The sequence below is a fragment of the Actinoallomurus vinaceus genome (assembly GCF_039542055.1).
In the GTDB taxonomy this organism is placed as follows: Bacteria; Actinomycetota; Actinomycetes; order Streptosporangiales; family Streptosporangiaceae; genus Actinoallomurus; species Actinoallomurus vinaceus.
Genome location: NZ_BAABHK010000011.1, coordinates 345,162 through 367,830, shown reverse-complemented (window position 1 = coordinate 367,830; position 22,669 = coordinate 345,162). Strand labels below are relative to the sequence as shown.

Genomic DNA, 22,669 nt, shown 5'->3' with positions numbered 1-22,669 from the left:
TCCTCAGCGTACGCTATTTATTTGAACTCTCAACTTTTCTGTCCAAGTGATGGTGAAGAACCCGAGAGGGACGGAGCCGCTCCCTCACCTGGCGGACCGACTTCGCTACCGTCGCGAGCATGCGAGTCTTGGTGATCGGTGCCGGCATCGTCGGCGCGGCCGTCGCCGCCGGGCTGACCCGCCGTGGCGCGCGGGTGACCGTGCTGGAAGAGCGTTTCCCCGGCGCGGGCACCACCGGCACATCGTTCGCCTGGGTCAACGCGAACGCCAAGGATCCCGAGGCCTACTTCGCGCTGAACCACACCGCCGTCCACGCCTACCACGCGCTCGGCGGCGACGGCTTCGTCCCCACCGGGCACCTCGAGTGGGCGAACGGCGAGACGCGCCGCGTCGAACTGGGCGCCCGCGTGGAGCGGCTCCGGGACCGCGAATACGCCGTCGAGCGGATCACCGCCCGCCGGGCCGCCGAGCTCGAACCCGACCTCGCCGCCCAGCCCGACGGCACGGACTACGTCCTCTTCCCCGAAGAAGGACACGTGGTCCCCGCGGTGCTCCTCGCCCGGCTCCTCGGCGAGACCCGGGACCGTGGCGGCCACGTGGAGACCGGCGCGGCCGTACGCGAGATCAAGTCAGGGCGCGGCGGGGTCAGCGTGACGCTCGCCGACGGCGGCGTCCGCGCCGCCGACGTCCTGGTGACCTGCGCCGGCCGGTGGACGGGCGGGCTCGTCGACGTCCCCGTGCTCGACCCCCGCGTGTCGGGCACGGTCACCAACGGCTTCCTCGTCACGACCACCCCGGTCCCCGCCCGGCTGGCACGCGTCCTGACCGGCGACCGCCTGAACGTACGCCCTGACGGCGGCGGCCGTCTCATGCTCCAGGCCCTCGACCTCGACGAGGCCGCCGACCCCGAGACGCCTCCGCCGGACGACGTCGGCGCCGAGATGCTCGCCCGGCTGCCCGAGGCCCTGACCGCCACCGACGGCGCGCGGGTCGAGCGGACCCGCGTCGGGCAGCGTGCCATGCCCGCCGACCGCCTCACCGTCGCGGGCTTCACCGACCCGGAGGCACGCGTCTACACGGTCGTGACGCACAGCGGGATCACTCTGGCGCCCCTCCTCGGCGACCTCGTGGCCGGTGAGGTGTACGGCAAGGAGTCGGCGCTGCTCCGACCCTTCCGCCCGGCCCGGTTCACCGAGGCGGCGGCCCGGGCCGCCGAACCCGCCCCCGTGGCGGTTCAGTGGCCGATACAGCCGGATCGACGGTAAGCCCGGCCCCGGGGATTCGGACACACAGTTCTAAGATCCTGAAAGCGTCGAGCCGTACGGAATGGTCCGCGGATCGATGGGGATGGACGTCCCATGGGTGACGCTCTGCTCGAGTTCGCCGCGGGGCTCCGCTTCTTCCTGCCTCCGGCGTCCCGGAACGGAACGGTCTCCGTCGTCCTGGACGGGACCTCCTCCCTCGGGCACCTGGTGCAGTCCCTCGGCGTCCCGCTCCCCGAGGTCGGCGAGCTCACCGCCGACGGCCGCGCGGTGCCGCCGTCGTACCGCCCCCGGGACGGCGACCTCGTCCGCGTGTCCGCGGTGCGCCGGCCGCAGGCCCTGCCGATCACCCCGCCCCGTTTCACGCTCGACGTCCACCTCGGCACGCTGGCCCGGCGGCTGCGGCTCGTCGGCGTCGACACCGACTACCACAACGACATCGACGACGACGCGCTGATCGACCTGGCGAACCGGGAGAAGCGGATCCTGCTGACGCAGGATCGCGGGCTGCTCCGCCGCCGGAAGCTGTGGTTCGGCGCGTACGTTCGCGGGACGGACCCGGACGAGCAGTTCGGCGACGTCCTCGACCGGTTCGCGCCGCCGCTCGCGCCCTGGAGCCGGTGCACCGCCTGCAACGGCCCGCTGGCCCCGGTCGGCAAGGAGACGATCGAGCACCTCCTGGAGCCGGGCACCCGGCGCAGCTACGACGACTACGCCCGGTGCGAGGCCTGCGGCCATCTCTACTGGAAGGGCGCCCACCACGACCGCCTGGCCGCGATCGTGGAGGCCGCCCGCCGGCTCTAGCCGATGTCGCGGCGGCGGAAGCCGACGAGACCGGCCGCGGCGACCGCGACCGCCACGGCGGTCAGTGCCGCGAGGGGCGTGACGGTGAGGTCGGCGCCGGGCAGCTTCGGCACGTGCGTGAACGGGGACACGTCCATCACGGCCTGGCTCAACTTCAGCACCGGGCCCATCTGGCCGAGCAACAGGAACACGGCGAGCACTCCCCACGCCGCGGGCGTGAACCGGGGCACGACGCCGAAGATCAGGAGCGCGATCGCCGCCGTCACCCACGCCGCGGGCGTCTGCACGATCGCGGCCTCGAACATTCGGGGTACCTGAGTGCCCAGGTCGTGCGTCCGCAGCCCGTGCGCCACTCCCGCCGCCGCACCGGCGACGCCGAGCAACACCGCCGGTCCGGCCGCCGCGAACAGCAGGTGGCCGGCCGACCACCGCACCCGGCGCACCCGTGTCGCCAGGAGCGGCTCGAGACGCTGTGCGGTCTCCTCGGTGCGCAGCCGCAGCACCGCAATGACGGCGTAGACCGCGGCGATCAGGCCGAGGATGCCCATGACCGTGCCGATGTACGAGTCCTCCAAGCCCCGCTGCCCGCCCAACTTGGCCAGCAGGTCACGCGTGCCGGAGCTGTCCTTGACCAGGTCGCCGATGCCTTTGAGGATGGCGCCGATCGCCGCGCCGTAGACGGCGAACCCCGCCAGCCACGCCAGCAGCGCCCCCCGCTGCAGCCGCCAGGCCAGCGCGAGCGGACTGCGCAGGGACGGCGCCGCCTCCGCCGGACCGGGGCGCACGGGCAGCAGGCCCGCACCCAGGTCCCTGCGCTCGACCAGCGCGTACGCCACGGCCACCGCCGCGACCGCGACCACCACGCCCAGCGCGATGAGCCACCAGCGTTCCCCGCCGAACGCCCGGACCCGCTGGGACCAGCCGATCGGCGATATCCACACGAGCCACGAGACGCGGGCGGCGTCACCCACCGCACGCAGCAGGAAGGCCACGCCGACGACGGCGAGCGCGATGCCGCGCGCCGCCTGGGCCGTCTCGGCGAGCTGCGCCGTGACGCCCGCGACCGCGGTGAAGAACAGGCCCGGGATCGTCCAGGCCAGGCCGACCGCGACCGAGCCCGCCGCCGGCAGGCCGCAGGCGATCAGTGCGACCGCGGTCACGAGCGCCAGCGCGAGGTTGGCGACGACGCCGACCAGCAGGCCTGCGGTCAGCGGCGCCCGCCGGCCGACGACACCCGCGCCGACCAGCTCCAGGCGGCCCGCCTCCTCGTCGCCCCGCGTGTGCCGGACGACCAGCAGGACGCTCATCACCCCGACCATCACTCCGCCGAGGGCGGCCAGCCGCCAGGCGGTGATACCGCCGATCGAGTCGGGCACGAGGATCCGGCCGTACATGGCGACCGTCGCGCCGTTCCCGTTGATGCCGGAGGTGAAGTTGCGGAGCGACTCCGCCGAGTCGTACAGGCTCTTGAAGCCGTACGCGGTGCTCGCCGCGTACGCCACGAGCGCGTAGACCCAGGCCGCGAGCATGATGCGGCTGCGCCGCAGTCCGAGTTTGAGCAGCTGCCCGGTGCCGGCGAGGGCGTTCATCGCGCCATCCCCGCGGGAGCCTCGTCCTCGTAGTGGCGGAGGAACAGCTCCTCCAGCGTCGGCGGGGTGCTCGTGAGGGTGCGGACGCCCGCCCGGGTCAGGTGCTTCAGCACCTCGTCGAGTTTGTCGGTGTCGACCTCGAGCTTGACGCGAGTGCCCTGGACGTCGGGGTCGTGCACGCCGGGCAGGGTGGTCAGCCCGTCCGGCGGGCTGACCAGCTCGGCCGTGATCGAGGTGCGGGTCAGGTGCCGCAGGTCGGCGAGCGTGCCGGTCTCGACGGTGCGGCCCTTGCGGATGATGCTCACCCGGTCACAGAGCGCCTCGACCTCCGACAGGATGTGGCTGGACAGCAGCACGGTGCGGCCCCGCTCACGCTCCTCCTCGACGCACCGCTGGAAGACCTCCTCCATGAGCGGGTCGAGGCCGGAGGTCGGCTCGTCGAGGATCAGCAGCTCGACGTCGGACGCGAACGCCGCGACCAGCGCGACCTTCTGCCGGTTGCCCTTGGAGTACGCCCTGCCCTTCTTCTTCGGGTCCAGCTCGAACCGCTCGAGCAGTTCGGCCTTGCGCTTCGGGTCGTGGCCGCCGCGCAGCCGCCCGAGCAGGTCGATGACCTCGCCGCCGGTCAGGTTGGGCCACAGGACGACGTCACCCGGGACGTACGCGAGCCGCCGGTGCAGGGCGGTCACGTCGCGCCACGGGTCACCGTCCAGCAGCCGCGCCGTCCCCGCGTCGGCCCGCAGCAGGCCGAGCAGGACGCGGATGGTCGTGGACTTCCCGGCGCCGTTCGGGCCCAGGAACCCGTGCACTTCGCCGGACCGGACGGTCAGGTCCAGACCGTCGAGCGCACGCGTCCGGCCGAAGGTCTTCACCAGGCCGGACACGGATATCGCGTCTATCATTTTTCTGAAGGTACACTAGTTTCACGAATTCGTGAAGCTAGTGAACTCCGATAAGCTGGTTTCGGACAAGGAGTGTGATCGCGTGGCCGAGCGGGACCCGGAAGCCGTCCGGCGGTTCGTCGAGCGGTTCGCCTCGGACATGGTCGAGGCCGGGATGCAGCGCATGCCCTCCCGGGTCTTCGGCGCACTGATCGGCTCCGATACCGGGCGCCTCACCGCCGCGGAGCTTGCGGAAACCCTTCAGGCGAGCCCCGCGGCGATCTCCGGCGCCGTGCGCTACCTCGCCCAGGTGCACATGGTCCGGCGGGAACGCGAGCCGGGCTCCCGCCGTGACCTGTACGTCGTCGACAGTGACATCTGGTACGAGACGCTGCTCGACCGTGACCGGGTCATCGCTCGCTGGCGGAAGAGCCTCGAGGAGGGTATCGAGGCTCTCGGCGCCGACACCCCGGCGGGCGAGCGACTGGCCATCACACTCGCGTTCTTCGACTTCGTCGGCGAGGAGATGGAGGGCTTCCGCGCCCGATGGCAGGTGCGCAAGGCCGAACTGCTCGCCGCCCGCCGGAGTTGAGCCCAGGTCAGCGGTCCGGGACCGCCGCGCTCAGGCGTTGACGCGGACGGCGCCGGCGTAGTCGCCACCCAGTCGGACCGGCACCGCGCGGACGCGCGTCCCGGACTGGAAGGCCTCGACCATCTGGCCGGCCCCGAGGTACATGGCGACGTGGTGGATGTGCCCGCGACCCCAGAACAGCAGATCGCCGGGGAGCAGCGGACCGGCGCCCTGCCCGGGAGAGAACCGCGCGCCGGCGAGCCGGGTATGGAACTGATTGTCGGACGTGCCGTTGAGAATGTCGCGGCCGGTCGCCCGATAATAGGCGTATCGCACCAGTCCCGAGCAGTCGAATCCGAGCCGTTGTCCGTCGTTCTTGCTGGCCGGATCCTGGCCGTCATAATGGCCGTACGTCGGGCCGGGAACGGGCCCGTGGCCGCCGCCCCAGCTGTACCAGACGCCGAGCTGCGCGCACGCCGTCCGGACCGCCTGCTGCGCCACCGGCGACGCGCCCGGCTGGAGCACATCGCACCCGGGCACGGCGGTCGTACGGGCCGGCACGGGCACCGCGGCGCTCGCCCCGGATGCCCCCGCGAGGACCCCGCCCGCCAATCCAATAACACCGACAAAGGACGCGAATTTCCGCATCTCCATGAGCATCGCCCACCCTCGGAATTGATCCCTCGGATTTCCCGATGACGCTCATTCCCCGGAATTCGATGAGCCAACCGCTCAGTGCCCGCAGTGAAAATCCCCGTTATCTCACGCCATTTCGGAAGGTGTCCGGGCCGAGTTCGCGGGACCGGGTGACGCGCTCCAGTAGGCGCCGAAGGCACGGGTCCACAGGGTGTCGCGTGCCCACTGCACGCCGGTCGCGGTCGGCCGCGGATCAGCCTCAGGCGGACGCGGCGTGCTTCTGCCGTACGGCCTTCTCCAGGGCGCGGGCGACCGGCCAGACCGGATCGGACAGTGCCTCCAGCCTGCGCGCGTGCTCCCGGCGTCCGCGGCGGGACAGCACGGTCGGCAGCTCGCCGCGGGCGGCCAGCACGAGCGCGGCCGCGGTGCGGCGATCGGTGTCCGAGGAGGGTCGCAGGGCGGCCTTGACCTGCGTCGCGTACCGCTTCACCCCCCGGCGGTCGCGCAGTTGGACCCGGTCGGGGAGGATCCTGCGCCGCTCCACCTTGATCAATCGGTCCTTCTCCAGCTGGTCGCGCACCTCGCGGACGATGCGGCGCTCGTCGGCGTTGACCCAGCGCCGCCAGGATCGCGGTCGGCCGTCGGCGATCTGGCTCAGCACGGCGTCGAGGATCGGGTCGCCGGTCGGCGTGGCGGCGGCGACCGTGGCCTTCCCGTCGTCGTCGGCCAGCCGCTCGTCGAGGTAGAGGTCGGCCAGCGCGGCGGCGCGCAGGACGAGGCCGAGCTGCGTGCGCGCGGTGATCCGCTCCTTCTCGACGTCGTAGGCCAGCAGGTAGAGGCGCGCGGGAAGCGATCTCGGCAGGTTCATGGGTCGAGGTCCTCCTTCGGAGGTCGGCCGGGTCTTCGTATGCGGCCGGCGGCGCGCGGCATCCGCCCGGCGTCGGCCAGCGCCCGGCGCAGCAGGAACTCGATCTGCGCGTTGGTGCTGCGCAGTTCGTCGGCGGCCCAGCGGGCCAGGGCCTCGTGCACCGCGGGGTCGAGGCGCAGAAGGAGCTTCTTGCGCTCGCCGCCCTTGCGCTCGGGGGCCTGGCCTTCGTCGCCGACCGTCACTGGTAGAGGGATCCCGTGTTGACGACGGGCTGGGCGTCGCGGTCGCCGCAGAGGACGACGAGCAGGTTGCTGACCATCGCGGCCTTGCGCTCCTCGTCCAGGTCGACGACGTCGTGCTCGGCCAGCCGGTTGAGCGCGGCCTCGACCATGCCGACCGCGCCGTCGACGATGCGCTGCCGGGCGGCGACGACGGCGCCGGCCTGCTGGCGGCGCAGCATCGCCTGGGCGATCTCGGGGGCGTACGACAGGCGGGTGAGGCGCGACTCGATGACCTTGACGCCCGCCGACGCGACCCGGGCCGCGATCTCCTCGGACAGCCTGCCGGTGATCTCGTCGGCGTTCTCGCGGAGGGAGAGCCCCTCGTCGCCGTGCGCGTCGTACGGGTAGATCCCGGCGATGTGGCGGACGGCCGTCTCGGTCTGGATCGCGACGAACTCGACGAAGTCGTCGACCTCGAACGAAGCCTTGGCGGTGTCCTCGACCTGCCAGACGACGACGGCGGAGATCTCGATCGGGTTGCCCTCGGCGTCGTTGACCTTGGTGCGGTCGGTCTCGTGGTTGCGGATCCGGGTGGAGATCTTGCGCCGGGTCGTCAGGGGGTTGACCCAGCGCAGGCCGTCCGTGCGGATCGTCCCGGCGTACCGGCCGAGGAGCTGGACGACGCGCGCCTCGCCGGGCGCGACGGCGGTCAGTCCGATGAGGAGGACGGCGGCCGCCAGGACGAGGACGATCGCGACGACGACCAGCGCGGGCTCGCGGGTGAAGAACAGGGCGACTCCGGCGGCGATCGCCACGAGGGACGCCGCCAGCATCGGCCACCCGTTGACCCCGTCGGCGACCCGCTCGCCGACCTTGGGCCTTGGCATCTCGAGCTCGGTCACGGCTCCTCCAACCTGCTTGGCCTGTGAAATCAAAGTGATATCACTTTAAGCCGACAGGTCTCCCTGCGCAAGGCGCGGTCCCCCGATTTGGCCGGGACGGGCAGCACTGACGTGTGCGCGATCGCCGGCGCGGTGCGCTACCTCTCTCAGGTTCACATGATCCGGCGGGAACGCGAGCCAGGCTCACGCCGGGACGTCTACGTCTCCGACGGCGCTTTCGCACGTGCCGTTGCGGCTCGCCGCCGAGGCGGGCGATGCGGTGCCGAGCACCGCCCCACCGAGCGCCGCTGCGGCGGTCGCCACGGTGAGGAACGCGGCGCTCGGATTCGGGTGGGTCAGTGGAGCTTGTACTCCTCCCAGGTGCGGATGGTGACCTTCGGTCCGTCGTCGGGGCCGCGGTTGGCGAGGCCGTTGCGGCCGAGGTAGTAGTCACCGATCTGGTTCTGGGCCTGGGGGGACAGGTCGGTGTCGCTGATGGCGGCGGCGTGGATGTGCCACGGCCAGTTGCCCTGCTTGGGACTGCGCACCCATGCCGCGAAGCCGACACGGCGCAGAGCGCGGGTGACCGCGACGCGGGTGGCGGAGCTCATCCCTTTGACGTTGACGTCGACGACGCCGCCACCGTCGTGGGTGCCGGCGGAGGTGGGGTCACCGCCGGGGTTGTAGGAGCCCTGGTCCAGCACGAGTTTGCGGCCGAGCAGCCGCTGCGCCTCAGCCAGCATGCTCCGCGTGCGGGTGTTGATGACGAACTTGCCGACATGCACCCGGGCACCCGGCCCGATGATGTGGGTGACCTTGAAGCGTCCGGCTCCGAGCTTGACGAGCGACGCCTTGCTCGGCAGGCCGCTGGCCTGGAGGCCCTTGTAGCCGAGCGACTTCTCATACTTCGCGTAGGCGGCGACCGTGGTGGTGCCGAAGGACCCGTCCACCCACTTCTTGTCGAGCAGGTGCCGGTCGCGCAGCGCCCGCTCGACGAGAAGCACACTGGCCTTGGCGCCCGGGGTCAGCTTGGTGTCGGACCGCCGCGGGTCGATCTGGGCCGCCTTGACAAGGGCTTCCATGTTCACGCTCGGAAGGGCCTTGCCGCTGGTCGTCTGTGCCGTCGCCTCGGCGGCTCCGGGCAGGGAGGCGAGCAGGACGGCCGCCGCGAGGGCAGCGGCGGATGCGGTCAGCTTCATTGTTCTCCTGGTTGCTGGCGGGGGGTGATGCAAGATCACAACGGCAAGTGATCTTGGTCCGGCAAGTGTCGTCCGCGCAAGGCGCGGTCCCGCGATTTGGTGGGGACGGGCAGTATTGACGTGTGCGCCTCATCGACCGTCTGCCCAAGGGATCCGACCCCGACGCCGTCTTCGAAGCCTTCAGCGAGTGGGTCACCGAGCGGGGGATCACGCTCTACCCCGCGCAGGAGGAGGCGCTCATCGAGATCGTCTCGGGCGCGAACGTCATCCTGAACACCCCGACCGGCTCGGGCAAGAGCCTGGTCGCGGCGGGGGCGCACTTCTCCGCGCTCGCCCGTGACCAGGTCACCTTCTACACCGCGCCGATCAAGGCCCTGGTGTCGGAGAAGTTCTTCGACCTGATCGAGATGTTCGGCAGCGAGAACGTCGGCATGATGACCGGCGACGCGAGCGTCAACCCCGACGCCCCCATCGTCTGCTGCACCGCGGAGGTGCTGGCCAGCATCGCGCTGCGCGAGGGCACCGACGCCGACATCGGCCAGGTCGTCATGGACGAGTTCCACTTCTACGCCGAGCCCGAGCGCGGCTGGGCGTGGCAGATCCCGCTGCTGGAGCTGCCGCAGGCGCAGTTCCTGCTCATGTCGGCGACGCTCGGCGACGTGAAGCGCTTCGAGGAGGACCTCACCCGGCGCACCGGCCGCCCGACGGCCGTCGTCACCTCCGCCGAGCGGCCGGTGCCGCTGAAGTACGAGTACCGGGTGACGCCGCTGCACGAGACGATCGAGGAACTGCTGCAGGACCAGAAGGCCCCGATCTACGTCGTGCACTTCACCCAGGCCGCCGCGGCCGAGCGCGCCCAGGCGCTGATGAGCATCAACGTCTCCACCAAGGCCGAGAAGGAGGAGATCGCCAGGCTGATCGGCGACTTCCGCTTCACGACGAAGTTCGGCCAGACGCTGTCCCGGCTCGTCCGGCACGGGATCGGCATCCACCACGCCGGGATGCTGCCGAAGTACCGCCGCCTGGTGGAGCGCCTCGCGCAGGCCGGGCTGCTCAAGGTCATCTGCGGCACCGACACGCTCGGCGTCGGGGTGAACGTACCGATCCGTACCGTCCTGTTCACCGCGCTGAGCAAGTACGACGGCAGCCGCGTGCGGCGGCTGCGGGCCCGGGAGTTCCACCAGATCGCCGGGCGCGCGGGCCGGGCCGGGTTCGACGTGGTCGGCTACGTCGTCGCCCAGGCCCCCGAGCACGTCGTGGAGAACGAGAAGGCCCTCGCCAAGGCCGGCGACGACCCGAAGAAGCGCCGAAAGGTGGTGCGCAAGAAGGCGCCGGAGGGCTTCGTCGGCTGGGACGAGGAGGTCTTCAACAAGCTCATCGCCGCCGACCCGGAGCCGCTGCAGTCGCGGTTCCAGGTCAGCCACGCGATGCTGCTCAGCGTCATCGGCCGGCCGGGCAACGCCTTCCAGGCGATGAAGAAGCTGCTCACCGACAACCACGAGGACCGCGCCAGGCAGCGCCGCCACATCTCGCAGGCCATCGCGATCTACCGCAGCCTGTTGGCCGGCGGCGTCGTCGAGCAGCTCGAGGAGCCGGACGACGAGGGCCGGTACGCACGCCTCACCGTCGACCTGCAGGAGGACTTCGCGCTCAACCAGCCGCTGTCGACGTTCGCGCTGGCCGCGATGGAGCTCCTCGACCCGTCCTCACCGTCGTACGCCCTGGACGTGCTGTCGGTGATCGAGTCGACCCTGGAGGATCCCCGGCAGATCCTCGCCGCTCAGGAGAACAAGGCCAAGGGCGAGGCCGTCGCGCAGATGAAGGCGGACGGCGTGGAGTACGAGGAGCGGATGGAGCTCCTCCAGGACATCACCTATCCCAAGCCGATGGTGGACACGCTCGAGGGCGCGTACGAGATCTACCGGCGCGGGCACCCGTGGGTGGCGGACTACCCGGTCCAGCCCAAGTCGGTCGTGCGCGACATGTACGAGCAGGCGATGACCTTCTCCGAGTACGTCGCGTACTACCAGCTCGCCCGCGTCGAGGGCATCGTGCTGCGCTACCTCGCGAGCGCCTACAAGGCCCTGCAGCAGACCGTGCCCGACTCGGTGAAGACCGACGACCTGCAGGACCTGATCGAGTGGCTGGGCGAGCTGGTCCGCCAGGTCGACTCCAGCCTCCTCGACGAGTGGGAGCAGCTGCAGCACCCGGAGACCGCCGAGCAGCACACGCGGATCGAGGAGAAGGTCACCGCCGTCACCGCGAACGAGCGGGCGTTCCGGGTGCTGGTCCGCAACGCGATGTTCCGCCGGGTGGAGCTGGCGGCCCTGGAGAAGTACTACGAACTCGGCGAGATGGACGCGGAGGACGGCTGGAACGCCGACCGCTGGGCCGACGCCCTCGACGCCTACTTCGAGGAGCACGACGAGATCCAGACCGGCCCGGACGCGCGCGGCCCGAAGCTCCTGCAGATCGAGCGGGAGACGGACGTGTGGCGGGTCCGGCAGGTCCTCGACGACCCCGCCGGCCACCACGACTGGGGCATCGGCGCCGAGGTCGACCTGCGCGCCTCCGACGAGGCGGGCCGCGCGGTCGTACACGTCACGTCCGTCGACCGGCTCTGAGATCCAGCGGAACGACCGCCGCGCCCTGATCCGGCGCTCGTTCCGAGCCTGTCGGACGGTTGTGGCACTGTAATCGGTGTGTTTGAACAGATATGCGCAAACTTGGCGAACGCCGCGCTGGCCGGTGACCAGCAGGCGTTCGGCCCCCTTCTTCCGGCGGTGCAGGAGCAGGCAGCCGGCCTTCCCGCCGACCGGCTGACCGCCGGGGCCCGGGCGATGGCGGGCGCGATCGCGGAGGCGTCCCCGCACCTCGGTGGCTGGGTGGCCGTGCTGGCGGGTGCCCTGGTGGAGAACGGCGCCGACGCGGGCCCCGCAGGCCCGGCGGTCATCGACCGGCTGGTCGAGGTGGCGGCCGCGGCCCTGGCCTTCGCGGGCGCCTGGGAGAAGGCGACCGGCGGCGCGCCCCCGGACCCGATGGAGCACGAGCCGTCCCGGGAGGTCTGGGAGACGGTGCACCCCGAGCTCGGCGACGGCGCGGGCGTCACGATGGAGTCCTGGTGGGCGCTGCCGCAGTTCGCGATGGCCGCCTCCACGATGCTCGCCCGCGACCAGGCCGTCCGCGCCTCCGTGGCCGAACGCGACTTCAAGGTCTCGGTGGTGGACCAGGCCGCGCCGTACCTGGGGCAGCTGGAGTACGTCCGTGACCTGCTCAAGGTCCTCGACGGCGAGCGCCTGTTGGTGCTGGACCGTGCCACCGGGCGCGGGTGGACCGTCGTGATCGGCGGGGTCGGCGACAACTTCCAGCTGCACACGCTCCTCGCGCACGCGCTGATCCGGCCGGGCGGGATGCCCGGGGAGGCGCCCGACCCGCGCTGGGTGGCCTCGTCAATGGACCAGGAAGTCGAGCCGGGCACACCCCCGGTCGCCGGCGTCTGGAACCTCGTCGACGCGCACGGCTCCTGGATCTGGAACGAGGGCGTCCCCGCCGACATCCCCGAGGTGGGCGGCACCCGGATCGTCGTGCTCGACCCGCCGACGTACCCACGGACGTGGAGCCCGGGCCGCCGGTTCCCGCTCATGCCGGGCTCGCTGACGGTCGAGGGCGCGCACGCCCCGGAAGAGCTGCGCGACTGGTGGGCGCACGTCAAACCCGCCGTGCCCCCGGCGGGCGGCTGACGCGAGATTGATCCTCTGGTCCCTGTCCACCGCCGATCAAGATCACCATACTGCTGCGTACGTTCCCTGTAGAGGAGTCATGTTGAATCTCGCGCAGCGTACGATCACCGGCACTCTCGCGTCCGTGGCGGTGCTCGGCACCGTGGCGGCGGTCGCCCCGGCCGCCGGCGCCGCCACCACGACCGCGCTGAAGTGCCGGACCGAGACCAAGACCGTCCCGGTGCCCAAGTACAAGGACCCCACCTGGGACATCAAGGTTTGCATCGGCACGGAAAAGAACTCGGAGACGAAGAAGACGGACGTCGTCGCCTGGATCAAGCCGATGATGCACGCGAACGGCACGAGCACGAAGGGGTTCGACTTCAAGTACCCCACGAACCACACCGTCATCAAGATCACGCTGAAGCTCAACGGCAAGACGCAGGTCGTCGAGCACCGGGGCGTCGGCCAGTACGTCAAGCGGTACCTGTGGTCCGTCCGCGGCAAGCAGCCGCTCCAGCTCGTCGGCATCCCGGCCTCCGCCGCCAAGAAGGCGGGCACCTGGCAGGCGGTCGCCGAGCTCGACTATGACGTGTCGAACGACAAGCGCGGCGCCTACACGTACACGGTCAAGTCCGGCACCCTCCACTGACGCTGCGGAGGCGGCGCCTGCCGGTCAGACGGCGGGCGCGGCCTCCTCGACGGCGGGCTCCTTCCCGATGTGCGGGCCTTCGAGAGCCTCCAGGAACTCGCGGGCCCAGCGGTCGACGTCGTACTCGATCACCCGCTTGCGCATCGCCCGCATCCGGCGGTTCTGCTCCGCCGGATCGGCGTGCATGGCCTGCAGCATCTTCTGCTTCATCCCGTCGATGTCGTACGGGTTGACGAGGAACGCGCGCTTGAGCTCCTCGGCCGCGCCGGCGAACTCGCTGAGCAGCAGGCTGCCGCGCAGGTCCGCCCGGCAGGCGATGTACTCCTTGGCGACGAGGTTCATGCCGTCCCGCAGCGGCGTCACCACCATCACGTCGGCGGTGAGGAAGAGCGCGGCCAGCTCGTCCCGCGTGTACGACGTGTGCAGGTAGTTGACGATCGGGGCGCCGAGCTCGGAGTAGAGCCCGTTGGCCCGGCCGATCTGCAGCTCGATGTCGTCGCGCAGGATGCGGTACTGCTCGACCCGCTCGCGGCTCGGCGTCGCGATCTGCACGAACACCGCGTCCCCGCTCTTCAGCTTTCCGTCGCGGAACAGCTCGCTGAACGCCTGGATCCGCTGGCTGATGCCCTTGGTGTAGTCGAGCCGGTCGACGCCGAGGAGGATCGTGGCCGGGTTGCCGAGGTCCTCGCGGATCTGCGCGGCCCGCTGCCGTACCTCGGGCTGCCCGATGAGGTCGATCAGCTCCTTGACGTCCACGGAGATCGGGAACGCCTCGGCCCGGACGATCCGGTCGTCGACGAGGACCTGGTTCCGATGCGTCCTCGCGTCGCACAGGCGCCGGCAGAGCCGGGCGAAGTTCGCGGCGGCGTCGGCGCTCTGGAAGCCGACCAGGTCCGCGCCGAGCAGCCCTTCGAGGATCTGCTGTCGCCACGGCAGCTGGACGAACAGCTCCATCGGCGGGAACGGGATGTGCAGGAAGAAGCCGATGCGCAGATCGGGGCGCAGCTCGCGGAGCATCTTCGGGACGAGCTGCAGCTGATAGTCCTGCACCCAGACGACCGCGCCCTCGGCGGCGACCTCGGCGGCCGCCTCCGCGAAGCGCCGGTTGACCCGGACGTACGCGTCCCAGAGCGTCCGCTTGTACACCGGCGGGACGATCACGTCGTGGTACAGCGGCCAAAGGGTGGCGTTGGAGAAGCCCTCGTAGTACCGCTCAATGTCCTTCGCGGTCAGGCATACGGGCACGAGGTCCATGCCGTCGGCGGTGAAGGGCTCCAGTTGCTCGTCGGGTGCGCCGACCCAGCCGACCCACGCGCCGCCACGGCGCCGCATGACCGGCACGATCGCGGTGACGAGACCGCCCGGGCTGCGCCGCCACGACGCCGCGCCGTCCTCGTCGATCACACGGTCGACGGGCAGCCGGTTGGCGACGACAACAAATTCACTCTTCGTAGACGCTCCCACATCCCCCTTCCTCCCCAAATCGGACTATTCGACCCCTCTTGAACACGTTTCGCGATCAGTGTCACACCGGAGGGTCGCTCCACCTTCCGGTGGAGCCAGAATCAGCCTGCGGTGTGAGGACGCGAGGCCCTCCCTCGGTGATGATTACGCCAAGGGTCCAGAACGCCCCGTGAACGGGCCTCCCCCACGAGGAAATGATGTGAGCACCGCCACCGGTCTTCTCCCCGGCCGGCACCCCGGACGCCTCCGGCCTGCCTGGATCACAGGCATCCTGGCCGAGCTGCGACTGCTGACCGCCGAGCCGCTGGCCCGGCTGCGGCGGGGCCGGCTGCCTCTGGCGTTCGCATCGTCCGCCACGGTGCTGATCCTCTGGTCGCTCCACTTCACCTCGCTCGGCACGTACATCGTCCGCCTGATCAGCGACGTCTCGGCCTCCACCCCGTTCTACCTCGCCGTCGTCCGGCTACCCGCGTCGATGTACGCTCCGGCGCCGAACCTTCCGGTGTGGGGCTCGCTGCTGCAGGTGTTCGTCGTGTTCGGGATCGCCGAGGCACTGATCGGCTGGCGCCGTACGCTGACGGTCGCGCTGACCGCGACCTTCCTGTGCACGCTCAGCGGCCGGATCATGTGCTACCTCGGACCGGACTCGATCATCGGCCTGCCGTGGATCTCCCGGTACGTCTCCGACACCGGCCCGTCGGCGGCCGTCGTCGCGCTCGTCGCGTACGTGTGCTGCGTCCGCCACGCCCCGCGCACCATGACCGTCCTGCTCACCGCGATGGTCACCGAGGTCACCCTGCTGCCCAACCTGGCCGGGCGCGAGCACGTCGTCGCCATCGCCCTCGGCATCCTGGCCGCCCTCGCCGTCCCCGCCGTCGGCCGGCTCCGCCGCGCGTCGAGAAAAGCGGTGTCCGCCGAGCCAGGGGCTCGTCATGGCTGATCACGCTGCCCTACGATGACCCCCCGGGACGGCGGTGATTTGGGGGGTTTTGTATGCGTGTCCATCACCTCAACTGCGGCACGATGTTCCCCTTCGGCGGACGCCTCCTCAACGGGAGCGGTGACCGGCTCGCGTCGGCCCGGCTGGTCTGCCACTGCCTGCTCATCGAGACCGACGAGGGCCTCATCCTGGTCGACACGGGCATCGGCACGCAGGCCGTCGCCCGGCCGAAGGAGATCCTGGGCCGTTCCTTCGCCGCGATGACCCGGCCCCGGCTCGACCTGGCCGAGACGGCCGTCCGCCAGGTCGCGGCACTCGGGTACGCCGCCGCCGACGTACGCCACATCGTGCTGACCCACCTCGACGTCGACCACACGAGCGGGCTCACCGACTTCCCCGAGGCGGAGGTCCACGTACACGTCGCGGAGCTGGAAGCGGCCCGGCGGCCCGTGACGCTGCTCGAGCGGGAGCGCTACCGGACCGCGGTGTGGTCGCACCGCCCGCGCTGGGTCGAGCACCACCCCGGCGGCGAACGCTGGCACGGGTTCGAATCCGTACGCGGCCTCCCCGGCGGGCTCCTCCTGATCCCGCTCACCGGGCACACGCGCGGCCACGCCGGCGTCGCGGTGGACACCGGCGACGGCTGGCTCCTGCACGCCGGGGACGCCTACTTCCATCACCGCCAGGTCGAGTCCGGTGCCTGCCCGCCCGGCCTGCGCGCCTTCCAGTCCCTCGTCCAGGCCGACCGTACGACCCGGCTGCACAACGTCGGCCGGCTCCGGGAACTGGCCCGGGCCGGCGACGTCACGATGTTCTCCGCCCACGACCCGGTGGAGCTCGAACGCCGGAGGACGACGGCTCAGGAGCCGTCCCGCCGGTCCAGCGGGCGCCTCGGCTCGTAGGCGACCGTGGCTTAAGAGCCGCCGCACGGGTCTCGGCTCGTGGACGGCAGGTCCAGCGGGCGTCTCGGTTCGCGGTCGTGGCTCAGGAGCCGTCGCGCAGATCCAGCAGGCGTCTCGGTTCGTAGGCGATCGCGTCGAACGTCGCGGTGCAGCCGGCCCCGGTGGGCGACTGCGCCTCGAAGCCGTACGACGGGACCTCCGAGGCGTAGAGCGCGAAGTGGCGGATGAGCCGCCAGTACGCGCCGTCGGTGGAAGCGTGGAAGGCGTACGCCGTGCCGACCCGCGCCACCCGCAGCCAGACCTGGCCCCCGTCCACGACAAAGGCGTTGCAGTCGTCGGACGTGCCGCGCGTCACCACGGACACGACCATGGGCTCCCGCTGCGGGGACAGCTCGAAGGCGAGCTTGGCCCAGGCGCGGTCGTTCAGCCACACGAGCAGCGCGCCCGCGTCGAACGTGGACTGGAAGTCCACCTGGACGCGGGCGCTGAGCAGGAAGTCCCCCTCCGCGCAGGCGAGCAGGTGCGGCGCGTTCAGCGTCACGGCCGTCCGCTGCGGGTCGATGAACAGGTCCGTGCCCGGACCGGCAGAGATCTCGAGTCCGTCGTCCGTCATCGTGTACGAACTCGCCGGCTCCCCATCCCACCGCAATGACACGGGAATGCGGGGGATGCCTAGTTGCCCGACTGCACGCGCCACACCGTCTCCTTAGGTCCGCCAGGGGTGTTTTGGAGCGCTCCCAAGGAAAAAGTAGGCCGCGGCCCGGAGTTCGTACAGAGTGCGCCGGGCGTTCATTTCTTGAGGGTGTACCGGCACTGGGCGACCTCGCCCGTCTTCTTGACGACGACCGACCCGTCGACCGTGATCTGGCAGGTGACCTTCTGCTGCGACGGCGCGTTGGCGAGCACGGCGAGCAGGCCGCCCTTCACGTTGACGGTCTTCTTCCACGGCAGCTTCGCGTTCGTGGCCGTGCCGTTGCTGCTCGCGTGGTAGTAGATCCCTGGGAGCTCCCCCGAGCCCAGCACCTCCAGGACGACCGCGTGAGCGCCCCCCGCGGGTTTGGACTTCGGTTCCCCGGACTTCTTGGCCTCGCCACCGGAGCCGGCCGCCTTCTCGCTCGGGCTGGCAGAGGCGGTGTCGTCCTTCGCCTTGGAACCCCCACCGCAGGCGGTGGCCGACGCGAGCATCCCGGCAACGGTGCAGAAGATGAGTATTCGCCGCATCCGCCGAAGATTACTGGCAGCGGAAAGTTAATCGATCTTTACCCCGCCGACCAGGCGGTTGAAGCGGGCGAGCATCGTGGCGAGGACGCGGACGTCGTCCTCCGGCCAGGCGGCGAGCAGACTGTGGAACTTGTCCTGGCGGGCGGTGCTGATGGTGTCCATCCTTTGGCGCCCCTCGGCGGTGACGTCGAACCGGTGCGCGCGCCGGTCGTCGGGGTCGGGCCTCCGCTCGATCAGGCCGAGGTCCTCCAGGACCTTCAACTGGCGGGTCATGGTGGCCTTGCCGATCCCGAAGTACTCCGCGAGGTCACTGGGCCGGGCCGGCGCGCACTCGCGCAACCCGACGAGCAGCCCGTACGCCGTGGAGTCCAGCTCGGGGTGAACCTCGCGCATCATCTGGGCGGACAGCGCCCGCGCGCGACGCAGCAGGACGCCGATCTCGTGCTCGAGAGCGTGATACGCCTCGTGCTTGCCGGTACCGGTCGAGACTGGTGCTTCGGTCATCGTTCGCTTCCCTTGAGCCGTGCCCTCGGCGAGGCCGAATGGCATGATCCCACCCCGCCCGGCCCGGTTTCGCGCTTCCGTCCAGACTGGCACGGCCCGCCGCGAAACCGTCCCGATGCAGCCGGGGCCTCGGAGGAGCCGACCCCACCCGCAGAGCGTCCGAACCCGCTCCGGGACAGGGCCCACCGGAGCGAGCCGGAGGACCGGGCCGGGGCGGGCCGGCCCGGTCCTCGCGGTCACGCTGCCGGGTGGCCGAGCCACACGTCGTGTGCGTCCTCGTCGTGCCCGTTCAGGCTGACCGAGCTGGCCACGGGTGCGTACCCGGCGGCGGTGACGGTGTACTGCCCGCCGGTCAGGTCGGCGAAGGAGTACCGGCCGTCCGGGCCGGTGACGGTTACGCCGACGACGTTGCCGGCCGCGTCGAGCAGCGTGACGCGGGCATCGGTGACCGGGCCGCGGCCGTTCGCCTGCACGGTTCCGGCGACCCGGACGCCGGGCCGCAGCTCGACGTTCTGCCGGGTCACGCCCGAGTCTCCGCCGACCTCGACCGGCACCGCGGCCGGGCGGTGGCCCTCGGCGCTGACCGCGACCGTGTACGTCCCCTCGACCACCTGGGCGAAGGCGTAGCCGCCCTCGGCGTCGGTCACCCCGCTCGCGACGACCTCGCCGCGGACGTCGGTGACGACGACCGTCGCGCCCGGGACGGGCGTGCCGTTCGTGTCCCGCACGATGCCGGCGAGGCCGCCGTTGCCGGTGAGGACGAGGTCGAAGTCGAGCGGCCGGTCGCCGGTGACCAGAGTCGCGGCCTGCGGGTCGTGGTCGCCGGCCGCCGCGATCAACACGTACGTGCCGCTGCCAGGGGTGGCCACCTCGTAGCGGCCGTCCGCCCGCGCCACCGCACGTCCGATCTGGCGGCCCCGGATGTCGATCAGCGTGATGGCCGCGGCGGGTACCGGCGTACCGTCGGCGTTGCGGACGATGCCACGGATGACGCCGCCCTGCCGGACCTCGGCGGCGACGAGCCGGCCGGCCAGGTCCGGCTCCTCACGCCGGGCGTGCTGGCCGCGTACGGCGGCCTCCGGCGCGCGCGGGGCGGCCGCCGCCGCTCGCGGGACGGCCTGCGCCGCGTGTGGGGCGACCGCCGGTGCCGCCTGGTGCTCGTGGTTCGCGCTGCGCAGCGGCACCTCCTTGAGGAACAGGATGGCGAGCAGCGCGAGCAGCGCGCACGGCGCCGCGTACATGAAGACGTCGCCGATGCCGTGGCCGAAGGCGTCCTCGACGACCGCGCGCACCGGGGCGGGCAGTGCCGACAGCTTGGGGATCGAGCCGTCGCCGCCGGCAGCGCGCACGCCGAGGCGCGCGAGGCCCTCCGCCGTGTAGTGCGTGACCCGGTTGGACAGCACCGCGCCGAGCGCCGAGACGCCCATCGCGCCGCCGAGCGTACGGAAGAACGCCACGGCCGAGCTGGCCGCGCCCAGTTCGTGGTTCTGCACCTGGTTCTGCACGGCCAGGACGAGGTTCTGCAGCGTCATACCGAGCCCGGCCCCGACGGCGAACATGAAGATCGAGGCCTGCCAGTACACCGTGTCGTGGCGCAACAGGCCCATCAGGCCGAAACCGACGGTGATGAGCAGGCCCCCGGTGACCAGGAAGGCCTTCCAGCGGCCGGTGCGGGTGATGATCCGGCCGACGATGGTCGATGACAGGGCCAGCCCGGCGATCATCGGCAGGGTCATGATGCCGGCCTTGGTCGGCGAGTCGCCGCGGGCGAGCTGGAAGTACTGGCTGAGGAAGGTCGTCGCGCCGAACATTGCGACGCCGACGAAGAGGCTCGCCGTCACGGCCAGCGCCATGGTGCGATTGCGGAACAGCCGCAGCGGCACGATCGGCTCGGCCGCCTTGGTCTCGATGAGGATGAACAACAGCGCGATGACGAGTGCGCCGCCGACCATCACGCCGGTCTGCCAGGACAGCCAGTCGTACCTGTCACCGGCGAACGAGACCCAGACCAGCAGCAGCGACACCGCCGCGGTGATCAGCGTGGCGCCGAACCAGTCGACCTTGACCTTCCGCCTGCGGACCGGCAGGTGCAGGGTCCTCTGCAGGACGAGCAGCGCGACGATGGCGAACGGCACACCGACGTAGAAGCACCAGCGCCAGCCGAGCCAGGAGGTGTCGACGATGACGCCGCCGATCAGCGGGCCGCCGATGGTGGCCAGCGCGAAAACCGCACCGATGTAGCCGGAGTACCGGCCCCGCTCCCGCGGCGAGATCATCACCGCCATGATCACCTGGACGAGGGCGGTGAGCCCGCCGGCGCCGAGCCCCTGCACCACCCGGGCGGTGATGAGCATCGCCGGGTTCTGCGCCAGTCCGGCGAAGGCCGAGCCGGCGACGTAGATCAGCAGGCCGAGCTGGACGAGGAGCTTCTTGCTGACCAGGTCCGCGAGCTTGCCCCAGATGGGAGTGGACACCGTCGTCGCGAGGAGCGTGGCGGTGATCACCCAGGTATAGGTCGTCTGGCTCGCATGCAGGTCGGCGATGATCGTGGGCAGGGCGTTCGACACGACGGTCGACGACAGGATCGCGACGAACAGGCCGAGTAGCAGGCCCGACAGCGCTTCCATGATCTGCCGATGCGACATCGGAGCGTCCGCGCCGTGGTCGGTCGCCGCCCGTACCTCGGCCGGTGCTGCGGTTGTCATCAAGTTCCTTTCGCTCCCATGGCCGTACGGGAGTGGGGGGTGGCGGGGACCGCGCGGTGGCGTCGGCGCGGGGACAGGCGGGAGGACTGGAGGGTCCTCACCGGCGCGGGTCTGACCTCGACGAGGCGATGACCGGGAGACGATGAAGATCATTACTTGCTTGCCCAAAGCAACTATAATCCTACTTGGTTGCCCTAAGCAACGTGTCGCGCGCCACAGGGCACGTGTGACGGGGCTGGGCTTCTCGGCGCCCGCCGTCGATCAGGCAGGCGCGCTCGCCGCCGAACTCGGCCTCGACGCCCGATTCGTCACCGCGGATGTCTACGACGCGATGGAGGCGCCCGGCAGGCGGACGTACGACATCATCTACACCGGACTCGGCGCATTAAAAGAGGGCCGACCGAGGCCATGCGGCCCGGCCGGCCCTTTGCAGTCGTGGATGCGGGTCAGCCGCAGGCCGGCTGCGAGGTGAACTTGTAGGAGCCGTACGTGCCGCCATAGACGACGCATTCGCCGCTCGGGTTGGCCTGCGTCACCGGACCGGCGTAGTACTTGAACGCAGACGGGCCGTCGACCTTGGTGGTCGCGCCGGTCGTCAGAGAGGCCGAGACCTTGACGGAGTTCCCGACGTACGAACCCTGCTTGAGGGTCACCACACAGTTGCTCGTACCGTTGTTCAGCCAGTAGACGCGCGCCTCGCCGGCCGTGCCCAGCGGCTGCGACTCGACCACCTGGAAACCGGTCCCGACCGTCGCGCAGACCTGCTCCGGGGTAAACGGCTGCGTCCCAGCCGCCGCCGCCGTCCCCACCGACGCCGCCAGCGCCATGCCGCCGCCCAGCGCCACCACGGCGAGCCTCTTCATTCCGTTCATGTCTCTCCCAGCCGAACGTCGCACACACCGGATCACCCCGATCCGGGATGATCAACGATATGCGTTGTCGATCATGGTCTGGGAGGCCCTGTCCGTAACGGCCGGCCGACGGGCGGGTGACGTCAGAACGGCTCGCCGGCGAGGCCGGAGAGGGAGAGCCGCTGGGTGAGCCAGAGGTGGAAGGACCCGGCGTTCCCGAGCCAGATGGCCGTACTCGCGGCGAACTGCTCACGGGTCACCCCGCCGTCGATCCGCATCATCGCCTCGCTGACGATGATCACACTGCCGTCGTCGTCGGTGGCGCTGTAGACCTTCAGCCCGGTGGTGTCGCGGTTCCACTCGTCGAGGACCGCGCAGAGCTCCGGCTTGTCGTCCACGCTGAAGAAGTGGTCATAGATCGTGCGCGCGGAGAAGACGTCGTCCTGATCGTCGATGGTGAAGAAGAGGCTGAAGCACGGCCACCTCGTGCCCAGGCGGCCACGGGAGTCCCGGAACGAGCTGATCTCCAACTGGTCCAGCACGTCCTCCAGAAGCTCGAGGTCGGGCCGGACCACGCACGCGTGCGGACCGCTGGAGGACGGGCTACTCGGAGGTTCGGCTTCCATGCGTGACTCCCTTCTCGCGGACAGTAGTCAGATTGTGCCCCACCAACGCCATTGGAGACGCGTTACCGGAACTTTCCGCTGGAACCCGCGAGCCCCCGGCCGTACAACAGGGCGATCGGTTCGACCATGGGGGAAATGTCCCGGTCCTAGGGTGAAGGCCTGGTCAACGAGAC

The 22,669-nt window shown here is 70.8% G+C and carries 22 protein-coding genes; 8 read left to right on the top strand and 14 right to left on the bottom strand.

Translation table 11 applies throughout. From position 1 onward, the window contains the following. The first annotated feature begins 119 nt into the window (after positions 1–119). Entirely contained in the window at positions 120–1,265 is a 1,146-nt protein-coding gene (locus ABEA24_RS34455) for an NAD(P)/FAD-dependent oxidoreductase (RefSeq protein WP_345436171.1), read from the top strand. 93 nt (positions 1,266–1,358) lie between these two features. After that, positions 1,359–2,066, top strand: a complete 708-nt coding sequence (locus tag ABEA24_RS34450; RefSeq protein WP_345436169.1) for a Mut7-C RNAse domain-containing protein — start codon at positions 1,359–1,361, stop codon at positions 2,064–2,066. Here ABEA24_RS34450 and ABEA24_RS34445 read toward each other — a convergent pair. Together ABEA24_RS34445 and ABEA24_RS34440 are read right to left on the bottom strand one after the other, a co-directional pair. Further along, entirely contained in the window at positions 2,063–3,655 is a 1,593-nt protein-coding gene (locus tag ABEA24_RS34445) for an ABC transporter permease (RefSeq protein ID WP_345436167.1), read from the bottom strand. The two genes, ABEA24_RS34450 and ABEA24_RS34445, sit on opposite strands and share 4 nt — an antisense overlap. Next, positions 3,652–4,557, bottom strand: coding sequence for an ABC transporter ATP-binding protein (locus ABEA24_RS34440; RefSeq protein ID WP_345436165.1), 906 nt, complete (start codon positions 4,555–4,557; stop codon positions 3,652–3,654). Before ABEA24_RS34440 ends, ABEA24_RS34445 begins: the two co-directional genes overlap by 4 nt. A gap of 82 nt (positions 4,558–4,639) precedes the next feature. Here ABEA24_RS34440 and ABEA24_RS34435 point away from each other — a divergent pair, with 82 nt between their 5' ends. After that, complete coding sequence (locus tag ABEA24_RS34435; RefSeq protein WP_345436163.1) at positions 4,640–5,128, top strand: GbsR/MarR family transcriptional regulator; 489 nt, start codon at positions 4,640–4,642, stop codon at positions 5,126–5,128. A gap of 30 nt (positions 5,129–5,158) precedes the next feature. Here the strand turns inward: ABEA24_RS34435 and ABEA24_RS34430 are convergent, their stop codons facing one another. From ABEA24_RS34430 to ABEA24_RS34410, 5 genes are all read right to left on the bottom strand, one after another. After that, a complete protein-coding gene (locus ABEA24_RS34430) occupies positions 5,159–5,755 on the bottom strand; it encodes a C40 family peptidase (protein WP_345436161.1) in 597 nt (198 codons plus the stop codon). Between the two features lie 247 nt (positions 5,756–6,002). Next, entirely contained in the window at positions 6,003–6,611 is a 609-nt protein-coding gene (locus ABEA24_RS34425; protein WP_345436159.1) for a GOLPH3/VPS74 family protein, read from the bottom strand. Continuing rightward, positions 6,608–6,853, bottom strand: a complete 246-nt coding sequence (locus ABEA24_RS34420; protein ID WP_345436157.1) for a type II toxin-antitoxin system antitoxin — start codon at positions 6,851–6,853, stop codon at positions 6,608–6,610. Before ABEA24_RS34420 ends, ABEA24_RS34425 begins: the two co-directional genes overlap by 4 nt. Beyond that, on the bottom strand, positions 6,850–7,719 hold the full coding sequence (locus tag ABEA24_RS34415) for an SPFH domain-containing protein (protein ID WP_345436241.1): 870 nt from the start codon (positions 7,717–7,719) through the stop codon (positions 6,850–6,852). Before ABEA24_RS34415 ends, ABEA24_RS34420 begins: the two co-directional genes overlap by 4 nt. 350 nt (positions 7,720–8,069) lie before the next feature. Then, positions 8,070–8,912 (bottom strand): peptidoglycan-binding protein, encoded by an 843-nt coding sequence (locus ABEA24_RS34410; protein ID WP_345436155.1) that lies wholly within the window; start codon positions 8,910–8,912, stop codon positions 8,070–8,072. Between the two features lie 122 nt (positions 8,913–9,034). On the opposite strand from ABEA24_RS34410, the gene ABEA24_RS34405 reads away from it, so the two are divergent. From ABEA24_RS34405 to ABEA24_RS34395, 3 genes are all read left to right on the top strand, one after another. Beyond that, complete coding sequence (locus tag ABEA24_RS34405) at positions 9,035–11,536, top strand: DEAD/DEAH box helicase (RefSeq protein WP_345436153.1); 2,502 nt, start codon at positions 9,035–9,037, stop codon at positions 11,534–11,536. A gap of 102 nt (positions 11,537–11,638) precedes the next feature. Then, positions 11,639–12,652, top strand: coding sequence for a hypothetical protein (locus ABEA24_RS34400; protein WP_345436151.1), 1,014 nt, complete (start codon positions 11,639–11,641; stop codon positions 12,650–12,652). A 79-nt stretch (positions 12,653–12,731) separates the two neighbouring features. Further along, positions 12,732–13,283, top strand: a complete 552-nt coding sequence (locus tag ABEA24_RS34395) for a hypothetical protein (protein WP_345436149.1) — start codon at positions 12,732–12,734, stop codon at positions 13,281–13,283. Positions 13,284–13,307: 24 nt separating this feature from the next. Here the strand turns inward: ABEA24_RS34395 and ABEA24_RS34390 are convergent, their stop codons facing one another. Further along, a complete protein-coding gene (locus ABEA24_RS34390; RefSeq protein WP_345436147.1) occupies positions 13,308–14,747 on the bottom strand; it encodes an alpha,alpha-trehalose-phosphate synthase (UDP-forming) in 1,440 nt (479 codons plus the stop codon). Between the two features lie 199 nt (positions 14,748–14,946). Between ABEA24_RS34390 and ABEA24_RS34385 the strand changes: the two genes are divergently transcribed. After that, positions 14,947–15,687, top strand: a complete 741-nt coding sequence (locus tag ABEA24_RS34385; RefSeq protein WP_345436145.1) for a hypothetical protein — start codon at positions 14,947–14,949, stop codon at positions 15,685–15,687. 53 nt (positions 15,688–15,740) lie between these two features. Further along, positions 15,741–16,589: an MBL fold metallo-hydrolase gene (locus ABEA24_RS34380; protein WP_345436143.1), complete on the top strand. Its 849-nt coding sequence runs from the start codon at positions 15,741–15,743 to the stop codon at positions 16,587–16,589. Between the two features lie 82 nt (positions 16,590–16,671). On the opposite strand, the gene ABEA24_RS34375 is transcribed toward ABEA24_RS34380, so the two are convergent. The 6 genes from ABEA24_RS34375 to ABEA24_RS34350 all read right to left on the bottom strand — a co-directional run bounded on the left by ABEA24_RS34375 (position 16,672) and on the right by ABEA24_RS34350 (position 22,496). After that, positions 16,672–17,244, bottom strand: coding sequence for a DUF1349 domain-containing protein (locus tag ABEA24_RS34375; protein WP_345436239.1), 573 nt, complete (start codon positions 17,242–17,244; stop codon positions 16,672–16,674). Positions 17,245–17,378: 134 nt separating this feature from the next. Further along, positions 17,379–17,810, bottom strand: coding sequence for a hypothetical protein (locus ABEA24_RS34370; protein WP_345436141.1), 432 nt, complete (start codon positions 17,808–17,810; stop codon positions 17,379–17,381). Between the two features lie 27 nt (positions 17,811–17,837). Beyond that, positions 17,838–18,314, bottom strand: coding sequence for a MarR family winged helix-turn-helix transcriptional regulator (locus ABEA24_RS34365; protein ID WP_345436139.1), 477 nt, complete (start codon positions 18,312–18,314; stop codon positions 17,838–17,840). Positions 18,315–18,550: 236 nt separating this feature from the next. Next, on the bottom strand, positions 18,551–21,019 hold the full coding sequence (locus tag ABEA24_RS34360; RefSeq protein ID WP_345436137.1) for an MFS transporter: 2,469 nt from the start codon (positions 21,017–21,019) through the stop codon (positions 18,551–18,553). Between the two features lie 446 nt (positions 21,020–21,465). Beyond that, positions 21,466–21,891 (bottom strand): hypothetical protein, encoded by a 426-nt coding sequence (locus ABEA24_RS34355; RefSeq protein WP_345436135.1) that lies wholly within the window; start codon positions 21,889–21,891, stop codon positions 21,466–21,468. A 122-nt stretch (positions 21,892–22,013) separates the two neighbouring features. Then, positions 22,014–22,496, bottom strand: coding sequence for a YbjN domain-containing protein (locus ABEA24_RS34350; RefSeq protein ID WP_345436133.1), 483 nt, complete (start codon positions 22,494–22,496; stop codon positions 22,014–22,016). Positions 22,497–22,669 lie beyond the last annotated feature (173 nt).